Here is a 16,301-nt window from a genome sequence, read left to right as displayed (position 1 = left end):
CCCCCTGACTACGGTCAGGGGGCTTTCGTCGTTTCTAGACCAATTCACCCGCCGGCAACGGCCGGAATAATCATCACCTCGGTCCCTTTCTGCACCGCAGTCTCCTGGCCGTCGAGAGTCCGGCATTCGTCACCGTCGACATAGAAGTTCACATAACGGCGCAATACTCCGCGTTCATCGCGCAAGCGCCGTTCCAGCCCCGGATACTGCTCGCGCAGCACATCGAGCACCTGGCGCAGATCAGCCCCGTCGATATCGAGTTCCCTTGCGCCGTCGACGTATGTGCGAAGCACCGACGGCAGACAGACGCGCGCCACGGCCCTTATCCGATCACCGCGGCGCGCACACAGAGCACGTCCGGCAGCTTGTCGGCCACCAGCTGCCAGTGGTCGCCTTCGTCCGCACTGCAGTACACCTCGCCGTTGCGGGTGCCGAAATAGATGCCGGTCGGGTCGGCATCATCAGCGCACATGGCATCACGCATCACGGCCGCCCAGAACGGCACCTCCGGCAGTCCTTCGCTGAGCGCCGACCAGGTCTGCCCGCCGTCCTCGCTGCGGTACACGGCGCACTTGGCGTCTGGCGGAAATCGAAAGCGGTCCATGTCCGCGACCAGTGGGAACGTGTAGATCACGCCGGGCCGCCGAGGATGCGCGACGATCGGGAATCCGAAATTCGACGGCGGCAGCCCACCATCGATCGACTGCCAGCGCTCTCCGGCATCGGTACTACGGAACACCCCACCGTGGTTCTGCAGGTACATCGTGTCGGGATCCGCGGCATCGAGCGCCACCTTGTGCACGCACTGCCCCCATTCCGGCAACTCACCAGGCATGAAGTCCGCCGTGACCCCTTTGTTCGTGGGTCGCCACGATTGCCCACCATCGGTGGTCTGATACACCCCACCGGTCGACATCGCGACAGCCATCCGCCGGGTGTCCGCAGGATGCGGAAGGATCGTATGCAGTGCGAGCCCGCCACCGCCCGGCTGCCACTGCGTCCGATGCGGATGGTCCCACAGTCCCCGCACCAACTCGAAACTGCGCCCGCCGTCCTCGGAACGGAACAACGCCGACGGCTCGACTCCCGCATACACCACATCCGGCTCCGCCTCGGTCGCCGGCTTGATCTGCCAAACCCCTTGCAGCGCAGCATCTGTGTTGTCCGGAAACGCCAGCGGCGCATCGTCCGGCTCACTCCACGTCTGTCCGAGATCGTCGCTGACCACCATCGTCGGACCGAAGTGACTGTTCAACACCCCCGCCAACACTCGCGGAGTTTCCGATCGCGTGTCGATCGCCAACGCCTTCACATCGGCAACCGGAAACTGCGGCGGCGACACCTCCCAGGTCTTGCGCCCGTCCCGGCTCCGTGCCAGAAACAGCCCCTTACGAGTCCCTATCCCGAGCAACACGTCCATCGCAGACCTCCAGTGGTAACCGCAACGCCGACGTCCGTCACGCTACTCCGGACCACCGACAATCGGAATGTCATTCGGGTGGAAGCGGGGGATGGCGAGGTTCTGCATAATATCTCCGGGTCCTGATCTCGACTCAGCGGAGGGGAGTATGAGAATGCGCGAGTTCGTCTATGCCGCAGGGTTATTCGCGGTGGCGACAATGCTGGGATGCGGGCGCTCGATCGAGGGAACTGCGACAGCAACAGACCCCGACGCCACAAATGCAAAGACGCTCGAGGGGACCTGGACCGGTTCCTACACCTGCGCGCAGGGCGCCACCGGCCTCACCCTGACCGTGCGATCGCCTGACCGCGCGGAGTTCGAATTCTATCCGCTGCCGGAAAACCCCACGGTCCCGAACGGCCGCTTCGCCATGCAGTGGCACACCGAGCCGACCCGTTTCGTCTTCCGCCAAACGTCGTGGATCGACAGACCGGGTTCCTACCGGATGGTCGACCTGATAGCCGACCGCACGGACAGCACCACAATCCTGACCGGAACAGTGACAGGTGAAGGCTGCACGACTTTCTGGCTGAGCCGCGACCTGACCTGAGCGAACAGCGCACTGAGTTTCACGGCACCGAGCGGCCGGGTGTGATTTCGGACATGGACATTTCACGGATCCGGCCTTCGAGCGGGGGAAACCGGCATCGGTGACAATTCCCCCGATTCGCGCACTGCGCTGGTCACCTGACAGGATCACGCGCGTACGCACGGAAAGGAACACAGGGGTTGACGACGGACGCGCGAGCTGAGCTGGCGAATTTCCTGCTCGGCGACCGATTCGCCTGTCTGGCGGGTCGCTCCGCCTGGCGTCAGGGCGGAATCACCCATTGCCACTACGACGTGCTCGGCGGCGCAGAAGCAGCTCGTCTGATGGCCGCTGATCTGGCGGAGTTCGTCGGCGCCGCCGACTGGAGCTCACGCAAGTTCACAAGCTTCATCGCCACCTTCGAGCAGCCTCGCGGCGTGGACGAGCTCCGCTTCGAAGAGCTCCTGTGGCAGCACCTACAGCTCCTTCACGAGGCCGACGCGGACCGCTTCGCCTGGGCGGAAGGTTGTTCCGCCGACCCCCAGTCCGAAGAATTCAAATACAGCGTCGCCGGCCACAAATTCTTCGTGATCGGCCTCCACGAAACCCACCGCCGCCTCGGCCGCCGCCCACCCTTCCCGATGCTCGCCTTCAACTCCCACGACCAGTTCGCCCGCATCAAAGCCGACGGCATGTGGGACCGCCTCGCCGACAAGATCCGCAAACAGGACATCATGCTCCAAGGCGACATCAACCCGAACCTGATGGAGTACGAAACGCTTTCCGAGGCCCGCCGCTACTCCGGCCGCCCCAAGCCCCTCGACTGGCAGTGCCCGTTCAGCGTCCGTCCTGCGGCGGAAGAATCCGGCCCGGCCGAGGTCCAGCGCGCCTATATCTGACGGAATAATGTGGCGAGAGTGCCCACCACTCTGCTGTTCTGCTGTGACCCACTGAGCCCGCGAAAGGTCGACGACCATTTCGCCGAACAAGCGGCCATCGCACGAGCCATCGGTGCGATCGTCGCGCTGCTGGACCATGATGCGCTGCTGGCCGGGCACACCGCCGCAGCCGTCAGCCGCGTGGCCCGCGACAGCGGAGAGCTGTGGTACCGGTGCTGGATGATTCCGTCGCAGCGATATCGCGAGCTGGCCCAAGCGCTTTCATCGCGCGGCTGCAGCCTGGCGGTCGCGCCGGACCAGTACGCCTCAGCTCACGAATTGCCTGGCTGGTATCCCTCGTTCGAGGAATTGACGCCGCGAACTGTGTGGTCGCCGTCAGGGCCTGGCGAGATCCCCGATGAATCGGCGCTCGCACAGTTGGTCACGCCACTCGGTGACGGTCCGGGAATCGTCAAGGACTACGTGAAATCCCGAAAACACGAGTGGGACACCGCCTGCTACATCCCCGATCTGCGCGATACCGCCAACCTGAGACGGGTGGTCGAAAATTTCGTCGAACTACAGGGCGAGTTCTTGGCAGGGGGTCTCGTGCTGCGGCAATTCGAAGACTTCACCGATACGGCAGACACCCCCGCATCGGAGGCCCGAGTCTGGTGGCTCGACGGCGAACCCATCCTCATCGGCCCACATCCCGACAACCCGGCAGCCCACGTCGAACCGGACCTGACCGCAATAGCGCCGGCGGTCTCCCGCCTCGGTTGCCGCTTCATCACCACCGACGTCGCTCGTCGCGTCGACGGGGTATGGCGGGTGATCGAAGTCGGCGACGCCCAGGTCAGCGACCTGCCCTCAACCGTCGACCCCACCGCGCTGATCGGCCCGCTCGTCAAACCCTGATCGAGGTGAGCCAGGACGGCAGCGGTTCGCGGGCGGCGAGCCAAGCCTGGGGTACTCCGTTCGCCGTGCCGGTTCCGGTATACGCGGCGACGATCCCTCCGGTGATCGCGCAGGTTGTGTCGATGTCGCCGTCCGCTTCGATGCACGCGGCGACAGCAGCCGGGTAGTCGTCCAAATATGTTGCGGCGGACCACAAGGCGAAGGGCACGGTGTCCTGTGCCATCACTCGCGATCCGTTGCCCAGTTCGTGTGCGGCTTCGGCAACAGTGGCGCCGAGCAGCTCACGCGCCCGGTAGATGCCATGCGTCGTCTCGCCCGGTTCAAGACGTTCCAGGACGGCGGTGAGGAATCCTGTGGCGGTGGGCTGAGCTTGGATGTGGCGGGCATAAGCGGCCTGCCCGGCCGCGACGGCCACGGCGACCGCCCCGACCACGCCGTCGGGGTGCATGTGCGTCACCTGGGCGGACCGTACTGCTTCGGTAACAGCTCGTTGCGGATCGTCCCAGTAGTAGGCGCCGAGGGGCGCGACCCGCATAGCCGCGCCGTTGCCGCAGGAACCACGACCTTCGAAGGTGGCTGCGGACGTCTCGCGCCAGGGCGCTCCGTTGCGGATCCGACGAAGCGTCGTGGCCGTCGCGTGCCCGTAGTCGCGTTCCGGGGAGAACCGGCGCGCGAACTCCGCGGCCAGTCGATCCCGGTCGACGTGCTGGTGACGTCGCAGTTCGGCGACCAGCACGCACGCCATCTCGGTGTCGTCGGTCCAGTCCCACGGAGCCTGTGGCGGCCTACCCGACCGAAGGTCCGGAAACGACCTGCCAATGATGAAGAACTGGGCCCCCAGCGCATCGCCGACCGAGAGTCCGTCGAGCGAAGCGAGCATTGGTCCCACACGATCATCAGAAGTGCTCGACCGCCATCTCCATCGCATCACCGGATCATCGTGTCAGGAGCTTCGTCCGATCCGGAAGCGGTCTGTTTTGCGTCTGTATAAGTGAAAGGACCTGGGGCGAAGCGGCTTCGGTGCAGATCGGTAAGGGGAAAGACATGTCCAATCTCGATGAACGGATGAGGCTGGCGGTCGAATGGTTCGAGCGTTACCAATTCTCCGATGGGGCAGGTGGGGCCGGGTGGGGCTGGATTCACGACGTGCCACCGAATCCGCAGAACACGGCCGAGGTTGTGTGCGCATTGGCTGCGGCGGGGATCCCGGTGCCGCAGGCCGACGAAGTGCTGCACCTGGTGCGCAGGCAACGCATCGTGCCGCCCACGGCAGGCGCGGGTGAATTCACCGGGCCGATCGACATCGCGTGGCAGTTGCGGGCGATGCATTGTCTCGGAGTGCCGGACACGGATCCCGATGTGGCCGAATGTATTCGGCGGCTCATCGAGGAACAGGACGCGGAGTCGGGCGGGTACCGGATGTCGGGGTCGATCGGTCCGGTGTCGCTCACCGCGACGTCCGCCGCGATGCACGCCCTCGCGCCCTATGCGGCGGCGAACGAAGAGGTCGCCAGGGTCACGCTGCGCGGTGTCACGTTTCTGGCGTTGACGATGCTGTCCGACGACGTCCGCGCCGAACCGCTGTATACCGCTGCGCACATCGTGTCCGTCCTGGCCCGCTCGGAATTCGCGTCGGTCGGCGGCAAACGGGCGAGGCGAGCATCGGAACTGGCGATCGAACGGATCCTCGACTCCCTGGCCGACGGCGTGAATTGCAATGGGGACGAATACTTTCTGCGCGGCGACATCGCACATACATGGCGTCATCTCGGCCTGCACTCGGCGGTAGGGGCCCTGCTCGGCGCGGACGGCAAGTTGATCTTTCATCCGGCGGTTCGTGCCGCACTGACTTCACTGTTCGAATTGCAGGAGATGTCGGTGCGGCTCCCGAGCCGTGGTGGGTTCAGGACGTCGAGCGAGGGTTTCGTCACCGCCTACTCGACGACCTCGGCGTTCGAGGCGATGGTGCACGCCCGGGCCGCTGTCGGCGAAACAGCCAATCCTGGAAAGATTTTCGACCTGATCTGCCGAGCGGACGGCGCGCATCACAGCGACGGACAGGTGCTGGCGAAATGGGGACGGCAGCGGTTGATCATGAACAGCTTTGCCGGCTTCGCGGTCTTCCTCTTGGCCATGACAGCAGGACTGACCATTGTGGCCCATGGTGCGGAGCTGAATGCAAGGTACGAAAACCCGGACTGGCCGGTAAAACTGGCAGCAAGGGCGCTCGTGATCTGGGGGACGACGGTGATCGCGTTCGGCACGCTCACCTGGCTCACCAGCCGTTTTCCCGCGTCGTCGTCGCGGGTGGTTGCGGCGGCCGTCTTCGGCGGGTTCACTGCTGTGGTGCTGCCCATCGTGACCTATGCGATTTGACCGTAGCCCGGTCCTCCTACACCCGAGCGTCGCCGTGGATCATGCTCACGGCGACGCTGGTGTGGGGTGCCTCGAGCGCCGCGTTGGCAGCCGTTGAAGGTGCCCTGGCCTCCTCGGCGCTGGTTGCCGCGGGCGGTGGCGCGACGTTACTGCTCATCGCGGGAGTTCGTCGTCAAGGTCCGCTGCGAATCCTGATGGAATCGCCGGCTCTCTACCTGCGGCTCGGCGCACTCGAAGCGGCCAACCTCATGCTCTTCGTCGCCGCTCTGAAATGTGGCCCGCTGCCCGTTGTCGTTGCGCTGCATCTGATTGCGCCGTTGCTTTTACTCGCCACCGAGATCGTGCGGGGGAGACGCCTGCTCACGCCGCTGGTAGCGCTCGAGTTTCTATTGGTCGGTGCTGCGGTGGCGGTTGCAGTGCCGAGTAGTTCAGCTGAAATCCGGATGGACAGAGCGCTCTTGGGTTGCGTGTTGGCGGTCGGCAGCGCCGTGTGCGTCGCGATGCTCGTCAGCCTCATCGCCCGCGAATCGGCGCAACGGCCAACGATCGCATCAGCGGGTTGGCAACTGGTCGTAGCCGGGTTCCTCGGTGCCGCACTGATATTCACCGATCCGCCCGACCCGCGCACAGCCGGCTCGCTCGTACTCGTCGGCGCGCTGCTGCTAGCCCCGGGATTTGTGCTGTATTGGCGGGGTCTGCGCGGACTCGACGCGACGAAGGCCAGTATCATCGGCCTCAACGAAGCAGTCTTCGCCGCAGTGGTGAGCGCGATCTTCACCGATACACCGATCACTCTCGGCGCGGTGGTCGGCGGCGTGCTCGTCCTCAGTGCTGTTGTGCTGGACGATAAGTCGAGGCAGCTTCCCTAGCGGCCTCGACGAACGCGACGCAGGCAGCCTCGGATTTGTCGCCTTCGGCGTCGTCGACTCCGGAATTGACGTCGACACCGAAAGGTTTGACCGCGTCGATCGCCGCACGAACATTGTCCGGATCGAGCCCACCGGCCAGGACTACCCGCTTGCCCCGATCCTTTTGCGACTCGACGATTTTGTTGCTGATGCGCCAATCATGGGTTTGTCCTGTGCCGCCGAGGCGGTCCGGTGTCCGCGAATCGAGCAGGATCACGTCGCAGTAATCCGCGACTGCCTCCACATCGGCAAACGCGCCTTCATCGAGAACATGCACCGCCCGAATGATCTCGCGGCATCCGTCGGTGCGCGCATACACCTTTCGCAGATTGTCCGTGCTCACCAAACCGTGAACCTGAATCGCGTCGACGCCTATGCGGTCGGCGAGAGCGAGGATGTCATCGGCGTCCTCGAGATGAGTCACCAGCACGCGCTTCACCGGCACCGCGAGCTCGGCCACCAGCGCGGACAGCTCCCCAGCCTCCTCCGCGCTGACCTCGTCCTCGCTGAAGGCGGTAACCCCGCAGATGAAGCCCACGGCATCAGGCTTGGCGCGTAGAGCCCGGCGCAGATCGCCTGCTGACCTGATGCCACAGATCTTCACCTGAACGGACTCTGTCATGCCGCCCAGCCTAGTGACGTCGCAGGCTATCCAGCCACCTGGGAGGGCTCAATCTCGGATGCTGTTCGACACTGTCCGTCGATGCTGATTCGACCGCGGCTCCTTGATGAACCAGTGCGGCTGTCAGTGTCGTTCACTGGGCTGTTGGGACCGCGATCCCCGCGAGAAGAAGGGCACGGACAATGGCAGGCCGGTCCGGCGGTTCGTCGCCCGGAGTCTCCGGGCGCAGCACGTCGACCAGCCGATCAGGGGTCAGGGACCGTGTCTCAGCATCGGACAGAATGCCTTCCGCGTCGAGCCTGCCCGCCGACTCCAGCAGACGCGCAGACAGCGCGTCGAGCACTTGCTCCCTCTCGATGAACATGCTCATCCCGCAGCTCAGACCGTCGTCTCGGAGATCCTCGGGATAGGGCGCACGGGACCAGGCACCATCCTCGAACCAGTAGACGCAACCCAACTCGTACCCGGCGGCCCGCTCGCGCAGTTCATCGAACGGAAGCCAGTCCGGCCCACCCGCCAGCATGTCGATCGGCGGCTTGTGCCACTTCACCCCGCTCGATTCGTCCTCTCCATAGAGCACGAACCGCCCTTCGCCGACCCGCGACATGGCCCACCAGGTGCAACCACCGTCTTCGTAGTGAAGGCCATCGTGATCGACCCACATGCCAGTGCGATAGGTGCTTGCCTCGGCCTCGGTGGTTGCGTCGATCGCGGCCAGTAATGCCCACCGAGCCCACAACACATCAGCTGGCGGAATGTTCCCGGGCAGGCCCGGAGTGTGGATTGGCATCATGCACCTTGCAATAGGGTGAAATTCGACGGGCCGCATATTCGACGGCGGCCTTTCGTCAGACGGGCAGCCGGTAACTCGTGAATGCCTCACCGGTCTCCATCATCGTACCGACAGCCCCGCCCAGCGTCAGCGTGATGAAGCGCAGTAGCTGGTGCTCATCGATCCCGCTGGATCCCGCCCGGTTGACCGCGTTCAGCAGCAGATGCGCGATCCGGTCCGGATCGTTGTCCCACTCATCTTTCTCGTAGCCGAAGTCGACTGCGAGCCTATGCTTTCGGCGAAGTTCGCCGGCGATGTCGGCGATCGCGTCGAACCTCGTCGAGCCCGTCCGCAAGCAGTGCAGGCCTGATCCTTCGGCGTACCACCGGCATCCCGGTGGCGGATTCTCGGAGATCGCGCGCACCTGCGCTTCATCGTTGCTCCAGTCGAAGAACAGCGTGAATGCGTGCACTCTCGCGCCGCCCGCATCTACGAGGACGAGTTCTTGGCCGATCTCGTACCAGCGATCGGGGTCCATCAGCCGGGCAGCGTCGAATGCAGCGGAACGGAGGTCGTCGACCACCGCCTCGGCACCGCTGGGGACGCGGACGACCCATCCACTCTCCACGGGCGTGATCGTCACAGTGTCTGGCACCGAACAATCCTTGCACGACGGGTGGGTTCGATGACCGCAGGACAGCCGCGGTCCCGCCCTCAATGCTCCCGACCTCGGATCGCCCATGACCTGCCGAGATCGCCACCGGCTCAGCCTGTCGATTTGTAGCGCCGAGGACCTTCCAGACGATAGCGTTTCAAGGGCTGATGGTCAGGGCGAGGAGTGGCGGTGCGGGGCGTGGTCGACGATGCGGATCTCGTAGATCGCGCGGCGCGGTTGTTCAGGTTCCTCGCTCGAGTGCAGGGCGTGGGGGTGACGAGGGTCCAAGATGCTGCCGACCTCGGCGTGATCGAGTGGCTCGGTGCAATACCGGACCATCCCTCTGTCCGGTTCACGCCGAACAACGCCGACGCCCCATTTCTCTTGCTGGACAAGGTGCGTCGAACTCCGGCTGTCGACGCACCTGAGGTAGCAGTCCGGGCTTGGTTGGCACCTGGCCGATTGGACGACCCCGATGACGAGCCGTCCTTGCTTCAGCGTCGACTGGACGGTACAGGTACTCGGACGTTGCTGTTGAGCGACCATCCGAACGTTGTGGAGGAGTTCGACGCCTGGCTTGCTCGATGGCGGGAATGGGCGGCTGGGGCGCGCATCGAGGAAGCCGCGCTGCGCCTGTACCGCGCCGTCTACCAGATGTATTCGGACGTGAATGCCTCGGCGGAATCCAAGGAAGCGGTGCTCGCGCTCGGCTGCCTGGTCTGGCGCAGGCCAGGATGGGGAACTGCCCGCCGTCATGTGCTGACCTTGCCGGTCAAGCTGGATTTCGACACCGATTCGGGTCGGTTGACGGTACGGGTGGACCGTGATGGCGGCCGGGCCGCGGTGGAACTCTCCGATTTCCTGGATCCGTCCGAGATCGCTGATCCGGGTCTGCTCCGAACGGCCGAACGTGAGCTCGTCGACGAAGGACTCGAACCGTTCGATCGAGCGACGATCGCCGGACTGATGCGGCGCCTGCTACACAGCCTCGGTCCTTCGTCGAGCTATCGAGACGAGGACGTGCCCGCCACGGCCACTGACGAGCCGGTCGGCTTCTATGCCCCCGCGCTGATCATGCGGTCGCGCGGCAAGCGGGGCCTGACCAGGGTTCTGGATTCGATTTCCGACCGGATCCAGGACCAGCGGGAGGTGCCGAGCGGGATTCGAAATCTGGTCGACCCCGCCTATGCGCCGACCATGGTCAGGTCCGAGGAGAGCGGCGCGATCGTTCGTGACGGGGACGATTGCTTCTTGCCGCTGCCGTTGAACAGCGTGCAGCTCCAGATCCTCGAGCACGTCGATTCGCATGCGCACACGATTGTGCAGGGACCGCCCGGCACGGGCAAGACGCACACCGCCGCCGCGCTGATCACCCACCTGCTCGCCCAGGGCAAACGCGTGCTTGTCACCGCCCACACCGATCGTGCGCTGGAAGAAGTTCGCGGCAAGTTGCGCGAAGAGATGCGTGGGCTGTGCGTCTCGGTGGCCGGTGCGTCACGCGACAATTTCGACGACCTGAAACGTGCCATGGAGCGCATCGCGCAGGAAGCCGACCGCCACAACCCGCATCGTGCCCAGACAACGGTGAAAGCCGCGCAGGCCCGCGTTGCCGACCTGCGCGCTGAGCGGGCGGATATCCGGAAACAACTGCTGCGGCTACGCGAAGTCGAGGTTGTGCAGCACCAGTGCGGTAGATATCGGGGGACGCTCACCGAACTGGTGACGCGCCATCGCGACGAAGCCTCGCGGTTCGACTGGATCAGCGCTCTGGATCCAGTCGAACCCGGCGCCGCGCTGCCGGTGTCGGCGGCGGACGTCGCGCAGTGGCGGTCGTTGCTCCTGGATTCCGCGCTCGATGACCCCGAATCGCGGGCACCGGACCTGATTACCACTCATGATGTCCCGCCGGTCGATCAGATTGCGCTGTGGTCCGAACGACTGCTGCAGGCCGAGGCGCGCGTCAGGTCCTGCTCGGAACAGGGTGCGCCACAGTGGACAGAGCGCATTGCCGCGTTGAATCCGCCGACGCGTGCGGACTTGCTGGCGATGGTACGGCGGCTGGACCGGGAGTTGGGTGACCTCGCGGCGAGTCGAGACGCCTGGGTTCGAGAAGCCTTGGCCGACATTAGTCTTGGGCGCGCCGCCCTGTGGCAGGATCGGGCGATGCGCCTGGCCGGTCTCACCCAGCCGGCGCAGCAGTTGGTCGCACAGGTCGGAATATCGCAAGTGCGCGTGAACGGTGGCGATACCGCTGCCCTGGTGTCGCTCGCCGAAGCTGTTCGCGCGCATATCGAGACGGCTGGTCCGCTCAAGGTCGGCGCGGACGGAATGCCGAAGGCCGGTTTCGCGTTCGGTAAGAGCCGGGTGCTCAAGGACGCGGCGCCGTTGTTCGAGCACGTCCGGGTCGACGGGCGGATCCCGACCACGGCCGAGCAACTCGATGTATTCCTGCGTTTCGAGGAGATCGAACGACTGCTCGGGCAGCTCGACGAGGTGTGGGTGGGAACTCCGGCCATGCCTGTCACCGGGAGTCCGACGATCCGGCTGACGTGGCATCGCGAACATGCCGAACAGTTGAGGCGGTTGCTGAGCTGTGGCGCCGAGCTGGCCGAGGCAGGCAGGCAACTGCGCACCTTCGGCCTCCCTGAACCGGACTGGGCCGACGCGAACGCGCGCAAGCCGATCTTCGCGTCGTTCGAGGCCGTCACCGCGATCGACGAAAGAAGAGCAGTACAACATCTTTTCGATACGGTGTCGGTCAAGCTGAACGCAGTGCGATTCCAGCCGCACGCGACGGCGAATCTGCAAGAGCTGCATGCCGCGATAGAACGCGGCGATGTCGAAGCCTACCGTCGCGCCTATCAGCGCCTCGGTGAACTGAACACGGTGCGGCGCAGGTTCGTTCATCGGCACGAGCTCGGAGCACGAATGGCATCGTTGCCGCGCCTGCGGGACGCGATCGCGGCAACGGCTTCCGATCCCGCGTGGGACAACCGCCTCGTCGAGCTCGAAAATGCCTGGGAATGGGCCGGTTTGGGCCGATGGCTCGCGGCGCACGAAGACGACACCGTCAACGAACTGTTCGGCAGGCTCGATGACATCGAGGCGTCCTTGCGCAACGAGGCATCCGAGCTCGCGGTGACCAAGGCCTGGGACTACGCGGTCGGACCCGAGCGGCTCACCGCGAACACCAGGGTGGATCTGCGTCAGTACGCCCAGCTGGTCCGGCGCCTCGGCAAGGGCACCGGCGCGCACGCGGATCGCCGTCGTGCCGAGATCCGGGAGACCCTGGCTCGCTGCCGCTCCGCAGTACCGGTATGGATCATGCCGATCTACCGGGTGGTCGAGCAGCTCGACATCGAACAGGACATGTTCGACGTCGTCGTTGTCGACGAGGCCTCACAGGCGGGTGTGGAGGCGGTGTTTCTGCAGTACCTCGCACCACGGATCGTGGTGATCGGCGACAACCGTCAGGTTTCGCCGTCCGGTGTGGGCGTGAAGATCGACACCGTGAACGGGCTCGGCGAGCAATTTCTGGCCGACAACCTGCACCGGGCCACATGGACCGACCCCAAGCGGAGCCTGTTCGACGAGGCCGCGATGCGCTTCCCGTCGCGGCTCACCCTGCTCGAACACCGCCGCTGTGTGCCCGAGATCATCGGCTTCTCGAACAAGATCGCCTACGAAAAAGACGATGTGCGTTTGGTGCCCGTGCGGTTGTACGGTGTCGATCGGTTACCGCCGATCCGGACCGAATACGTCCCCGACGGCGTCAGCACGCCGGGCAATGTGAACGAGATCGAAGCCGATCGGATCGTCGCCCGCATCCTGGAGTGCTTGGCCGATTCGCGATACGACGGGAAGACCTTCGGGGTGATCTCCCTGCTCGGCACCGCGCAGGCGGAAGTCATCTGGAAGAAGATGCTGGTCAAGGTGTCTCCGGAGGAGATCGACCGGCGTCGGCTGCGCTGTGGCGACGCGGCCGACTTCCAGGGCGCCGAACGGGATGTGATGTTCCTGTCGATGGTGAAGTCGGCCGGACCAGAGACCAGGCTGGTGGCCCGAGCCGACGAATCGGCGACCCAGCGGTACAACGTCGCGGTGTCGCGTGCGGCCGATCAGCTGTGGTTGTTCCACTCGGTCACCGCCGAGCAACTGAAGAATCCGGCCGACCTGCGCTACCAACTGCTCGACTACTGCCGATCGATCGAGACCACGCCGCCGGAGATCACCACCGGGGTTTCGGAGCCAGTCCCCGAGAACAGGCCGGTGGCACCTTTCCGTTCGTTGTTCGAGCAATGCGTTTTCAACCGGATCGTCGGTCGCGGTTACCGGGTGGTCGCACAGTACGACGTCGGCGGACACGCGCTCGACATGGTGATTGTCGGAGGCCATATCCGGGTCGCTGTGCAGTGTGACGGCGACAGGTGGGCGGGGCCGATCGAATACCAGCGGTCGATGGCGTGGCAGCGTGATCTGCAACGGTGTGGTTGGCCGTTCTTCCGAATTCGGCAGTCGCGCTTCGTGTCCGATCCGGAGTCGAGCCTCGAGCCACTGTGGCAACTGCTCGACGAGGTCGGCCTGACGCCGGTGTCGGCCGAGGACCTGGTGCAAGCCGATGCGGCACCGATCGCGTCGGCGACGAGTGTCGGAACCGCTGAGCCGGTGATACAGCAGCCTGTCGTGGATCCGCTGGCCGACTTCGATTGGCGCAAACCGGAACCCGATACCGGGGCTGGCGAAAACGAGCAAGTCTGTCCAGTCGAGGAGAACGTCGACATCGACGTCCCGATCGAGCCTCCGAACGCCGCCCCCGCACCCTCTGTTGTCACGGAAGAAGCTGGTGAGCAAGAATATTCGGCGTTCAATGGATTGGTGTCACCGCTGTCTGCCGCGTCGCCGATCGAGACGGTCGTGAGTGATCTGCTGCGCGTTGTCAAGGTGGAGGGCCCCGTGACCGCCGGTCGTCTGCGTTCAGTGTTCTTTCGCAACGTGGCGGACGACGACGAGCGAGGTGGCAGGGCAGCGTTGGACCGTGCACTGTCGGTGGCTGTCGAGCGTGGCGAGCTGATCGTGGACGACTTTCTGGAACTGCCTCAGCCGCAATGGTTCACCTACCGATCACCGAGCCAACCGGAGGTGCGACGGCGGACGCTGGGAGCCCGTTCCATCGAGGAGGTGCCGCCGCGCGAACTCGCCCGAATCCTGGCCGACGCTGCCGAGACGACCGGTTGGGGCGACCGGCGTGGACTGATGCAGACAGCCGCGAGCGAGCTGGGTCAGGCGCAGTTGACCGATCGGGCCATCTCGATGTTCGCCCTGGTGCTTTCGAGCGCGCGTACGGCGCCCGCCGGATGAGGTGAGATCAGAGCAGGCCCGAGGGTGTTCGCCCGCGGAGGAACGCGGCGATCTGGATGAGCCGGTGCGGCGGCACGGTGAGCGTACCGACCCGCGACATCACTGACCGCAATTCGCCCACCGGATCATCGGATCCGGCCGCCCATTGTGCGATCGCTGCTGCGGCCTGCTCACGTGTCGCCCTCGTGCCGCCCACGGCTGCCGACACGAGCAGCAGGTCCTCAGTGGGTTCGCCGAGTGAGCGGTAGGTCAGCAGCCCGGCGTCGGCCGCGGCTTGGACTTCGTCGAGCAGCTCACGAGGATCGGTGACCCCGATCAGGTCGCCCACTTCGTCTCCGGTGGCAACGAATTCGAGTTTGGTCAACTGGTCCAGCAGGTCGGCGTACTCGGGCACCGCCTCGGCCATGTACTCGACAGAGTCATCGTCGTCGGGATCGTGCGTGTCGGCACCTTCGCTGTCTGCGTCGTCGTGCGCCACCAGATGAACCCCGGATGGCGCGGCCGCTCCGACCGCATGGTCTTCCGCCGCGACGGCAGCTGCCTGACCGGCCCATTCGGTCAGGAACTGCGTCAATCCGGCGACATCCGTGCGCACAGTGTTGTCTGCCAGTCGATGGGCAACCGACAGGAAGGAACCATCGACGCCGGCGGCCGGATCTTCGATGGATCCGACCACGTAGGCGATGACGATGACGTGGGGCCGGCCAGCATGGGCAGAAGTCACGACGCGACCCAGCCGCCGGATCATCTCGGTGCGGTCGTGGCTGCGGGCGAGGAACAACCCGAGTTCGGCGTGCGGCACGAGCACCGTTTCGTCGGGCACGCGTTGTTCGACGAGCACCCGCACCGACCGTTCACGCAGGCCGGCCGACAGCGCCGATCGCTGCTCGGGCCGCAGCGCGGGGCCCGAGATGGCGGCGGTAACTCCGGCGGAACTCAGAATCTGTACCACTGTCCCCGCCGCCACCGCTCGGCCGGCGAAAACCACGGTCTGGGTATCGCGGAGTACGTCGATCGGCAGCGAGCGGACGAGGTCCATCTTCGCCCGGCATTCCGCCAGCAATGTCGCCCGATCGCCGAGCGCTTGCACATAGCGGTTGGCATGGTGGGCCCCGGAGCCACGGCCTTGCCGGAGCTGTTCGACGAAGACGTGGAATTCCTCGGAGCGATCCGGTGCGCCGTAGCTGCCGGTCAATGTGTCGATCTCGCGCTCGACCAGTGATTGTGCCTGATTGAGGCGGGCACGTTCTTTGGGCGTCAGCTCGACACCGACCTGCACGACCGTGACCGGCGCGAGATGGCCGTCCGCGCGGGCACGCGGGTAATCACAGCCGGCGATCACGGAGCCGAAGTAGGGGAGAAGCACCGAGTCGACGGTGCGATCCCCGGGCGGGAGGGCATCGGTGAAGCCGAGCCGGTGTGGGAAGCGCTCCGTCAATGCCGTCGGCCAAAACCCCGCGCCGTATCGATGCAGGTCATCGACGATCAGCAGGGCCCTGTGGTGATCGAGGTCGGCGGTGCGCAGGCGCGCCACTGTGTTGGCGGTGAGCACGGCTACGTGCCGGGTTCGGCTCGGCATAGCGAGGCTGCCGATCCGACACGACGGCATCGTCTCTTCCATCGTTGCGAGCCAGCGTTCACGGGCGGCGTCGTCGGGGACTACGGCAACGACCGGGCTGCCCGCCTCGACCGCTTCCGCCGCGGCTCGCACACCGAGCACGGTCTTGCCCGTACCCGCCACGGCCTCGACGATGCCTCTGCGGCCCTTACGGTTCCACTCGTCGTAGGCAGCCTGTTGCCACGGGCGCAGCACCCTCACACCC

The 16,301-nt window shown here is 65.3% G+C and carries 13 protein-coding genes; 6 read left to right on the top strand and 7 right to left on the bottom strand.

Features of this window, described 5'->3' with window-relative positions; genetic code table 11:
* Window positions 1–44: 44 nt before the first annotated feature.
* Entirely contained in the window at window positions 45–293 is a 249-nt protein-coding gene (locus tag NCO8_RS26285) for a MoaD/ThiS family protein (RefSeq protein ID WP_245655502.1), read from the bottom strand.
* 29 nt (window positions 294–322) lie between these two features.
* Window positions 323–1,420 carry a WD40/YVTN/BNR-like repeat-containing protein gene (locus NCO8_RS26280; protein ID WP_067643234.1) on the bottom strand — a complete coding sequence of 366 codons (1,098 nt, stop codon included), beginning with the start codon at window positions 1,418–1,420 and terminating at the stop codon, window positions 323–325.
* Between the two features lie 154 nt (window positions 1,421–1,574).
* Between NCO8_RS26280 and NCO8_RS26275 the strand changes: the two genes are divergently transcribed.
* The 3 genes from NCO8_RS26275 (at window position 1,575) to NCO8_RS26265 (ending at window position 3,787) form a co-directional block, all read left to right on the top strand.
* Complete coding sequence (locus tag NCO8_RS26275) at window positions 1,575–2,012, top strand: hypothetical protein (RefSeq protein ID WP_067643231.1); 438 nt, start codon at window positions 1,575–1,577, stop codon at window positions 2,010–2,012.
* 179 nt (window positions 2,013–2,191) lie between these two features.
* On the top strand, window positions 2,192–2,890 hold the full coding sequence (gene gntA, locus NCO8_RS26270) for a guanitoxin biosynthesis heme-dependent pre-guanitoxin N-hydroxylase GntA (RefSeq protein WP_067643227.1): 699 nt from the start codon (window positions 2,192–2,194) through the stop codon (window positions 2,888–2,890).
* Between the two features lie 18 nt (window positions 2,891–2,908).
* On the top strand, window positions 2,909–3,787 hold the full coding sequence (locus NCO8_RS26265) for an ATP-grasp domain-containing protein (RefSeq protein ID WP_067643224.1): 879 nt from the start codon (window positions 2,909–2,911) through the stop codon (window positions 3,785–3,787).
* On the opposite strand, the gene NCO8_RS26260 is transcribed toward NCO8_RS26265, so the two are convergent.
* Window positions 3,777–4,667 (bottom strand): ADP-ribosylglycohydrolase family protein, encoded by an 891-nt coding sequence (locus NCO8_RS26260; protein WP_245655501.1) that lies wholly within the window; start codon window positions 4,665–4,667, stop codon window positions 3,777–3,779. The genes NCO8_RS26265 and NCO8_RS26260 overlap by 11 nt on opposite strands.
* A gap of 140 nt (window positions 4,668–4,807) precedes the next feature.
* Here NCO8_RS26260 and NCO8_RS31925 point away from each other — a divergent pair, with 140 nt between their 5' ends.
* The gene (locus NCO8_RS31925; protein ID WP_167353336.1) at window positions 4,808–6,163 is read left to right on the top strand and encodes a hypothetical protein; all 1,356 of its coding nucleotides are present in this window, start codon (window positions 4,808–4,810) and stop codon (window positions 6,161–6,163) included.
* A 41-nt stretch (window positions 6,164–6,204) separates the two neighbouring features.
* Window positions 6,205–7,032: an EamA family transporter gene (locus NCO8_RS31920; RefSeq protein ID WP_067643214.1), complete on the top strand. Its 828-nt coding sequence runs from the start codon at window positions 6,205–6,207 to the stop codon at window positions 7,030–7,032.
* On the opposite strand, the gene NCO8_RS26245 is transcribed toward NCO8_RS31920, so the two are convergent.
* From NCO8_RS26245 to NCO8_RS26235, 3 genes are all read right to left on the bottom strand, one after another.
* Window positions 6,989–7,693 carry a phosphoribosylanthranilate isomerase gene (locus NCO8_RS26245; RefSeq protein ID WP_067643210.1) on the bottom strand — a complete coding sequence of 235 codons (705 nt, stop codon included), beginning with the start codon at window positions 7,691–7,693 and terminating at the stop codon, window positions 6,989–6,991. The two genes, NCO8_RS31920 and NCO8_RS26245, sit on opposite strands and share 44 nt — an antisense overlap.
* A 133-nt stretch (window positions 7,694–7,826) precedes the next feature.
* A complete protein-coding gene (locus NCO8_RS26240) occupies window positions 7,827–8,483 on the bottom strand; it encodes a hypothetical protein (RefSeq protein WP_067643333.1) in 657 nt (218 codons plus the stop codon).
* A 58-nt stretch (window positions 8,484–8,541) separates the two neighbouring features.
* Entirely contained in the window at window positions 8,542–9,120 is a 579-nt protein-coding gene (locus tag NCO8_RS26235) for a helix-turn-helix domain-containing protein (RefSeq protein WP_157105117.1), read from the bottom strand.
* A gap of 534 nt (window positions 9,121–9,654) precedes the next feature.
* Here NCO8_RS26235 and NCO8_RS26230 point away from each other — a divergent pair.
* A complete protein-coding gene (locus tag NCO8_RS26230; protein ID WP_157105116.1) occupies window positions 9,655–14,478 on the top strand; it encodes a PDDEXK-like endonuclease domain-containing protein in 4,824 nt (1,607 codons plus the stop codon).
* A 7-nt stretch (window positions 14,479–14,485) separates the two neighbouring features.
* On the opposite strand, the gene NCO8_RS26225 is transcribed toward NCO8_RS26230, so the two are convergent.
* Complete coding sequence (locus NCO8_RS26225; RefSeq protein WP_067643201.1) at window positions 14,486–16,297, bottom strand: DEAD/DEAH box helicase; 1,812 nt, start codon at window positions 16,295–16,297, stop codon at window positions 14,486–14,488.
* Window positions 16,298–16,301: the final 4 nt, after the last annotated feature.

It is taken from the genome of Nocardia coubleae NBRC 108252, from assembly GCF_001612805.1.
Taxonomy (GTDB): domain Bacteria; phylum Actinomycetota; class Actinomycetes; order Mycobacteriales; family Mycobacteriaceae; genus Nocardia; species Nocardia coubleae.
This window is presented reverse-complemented; position numbering and strand designations above follow the sequence as displayed.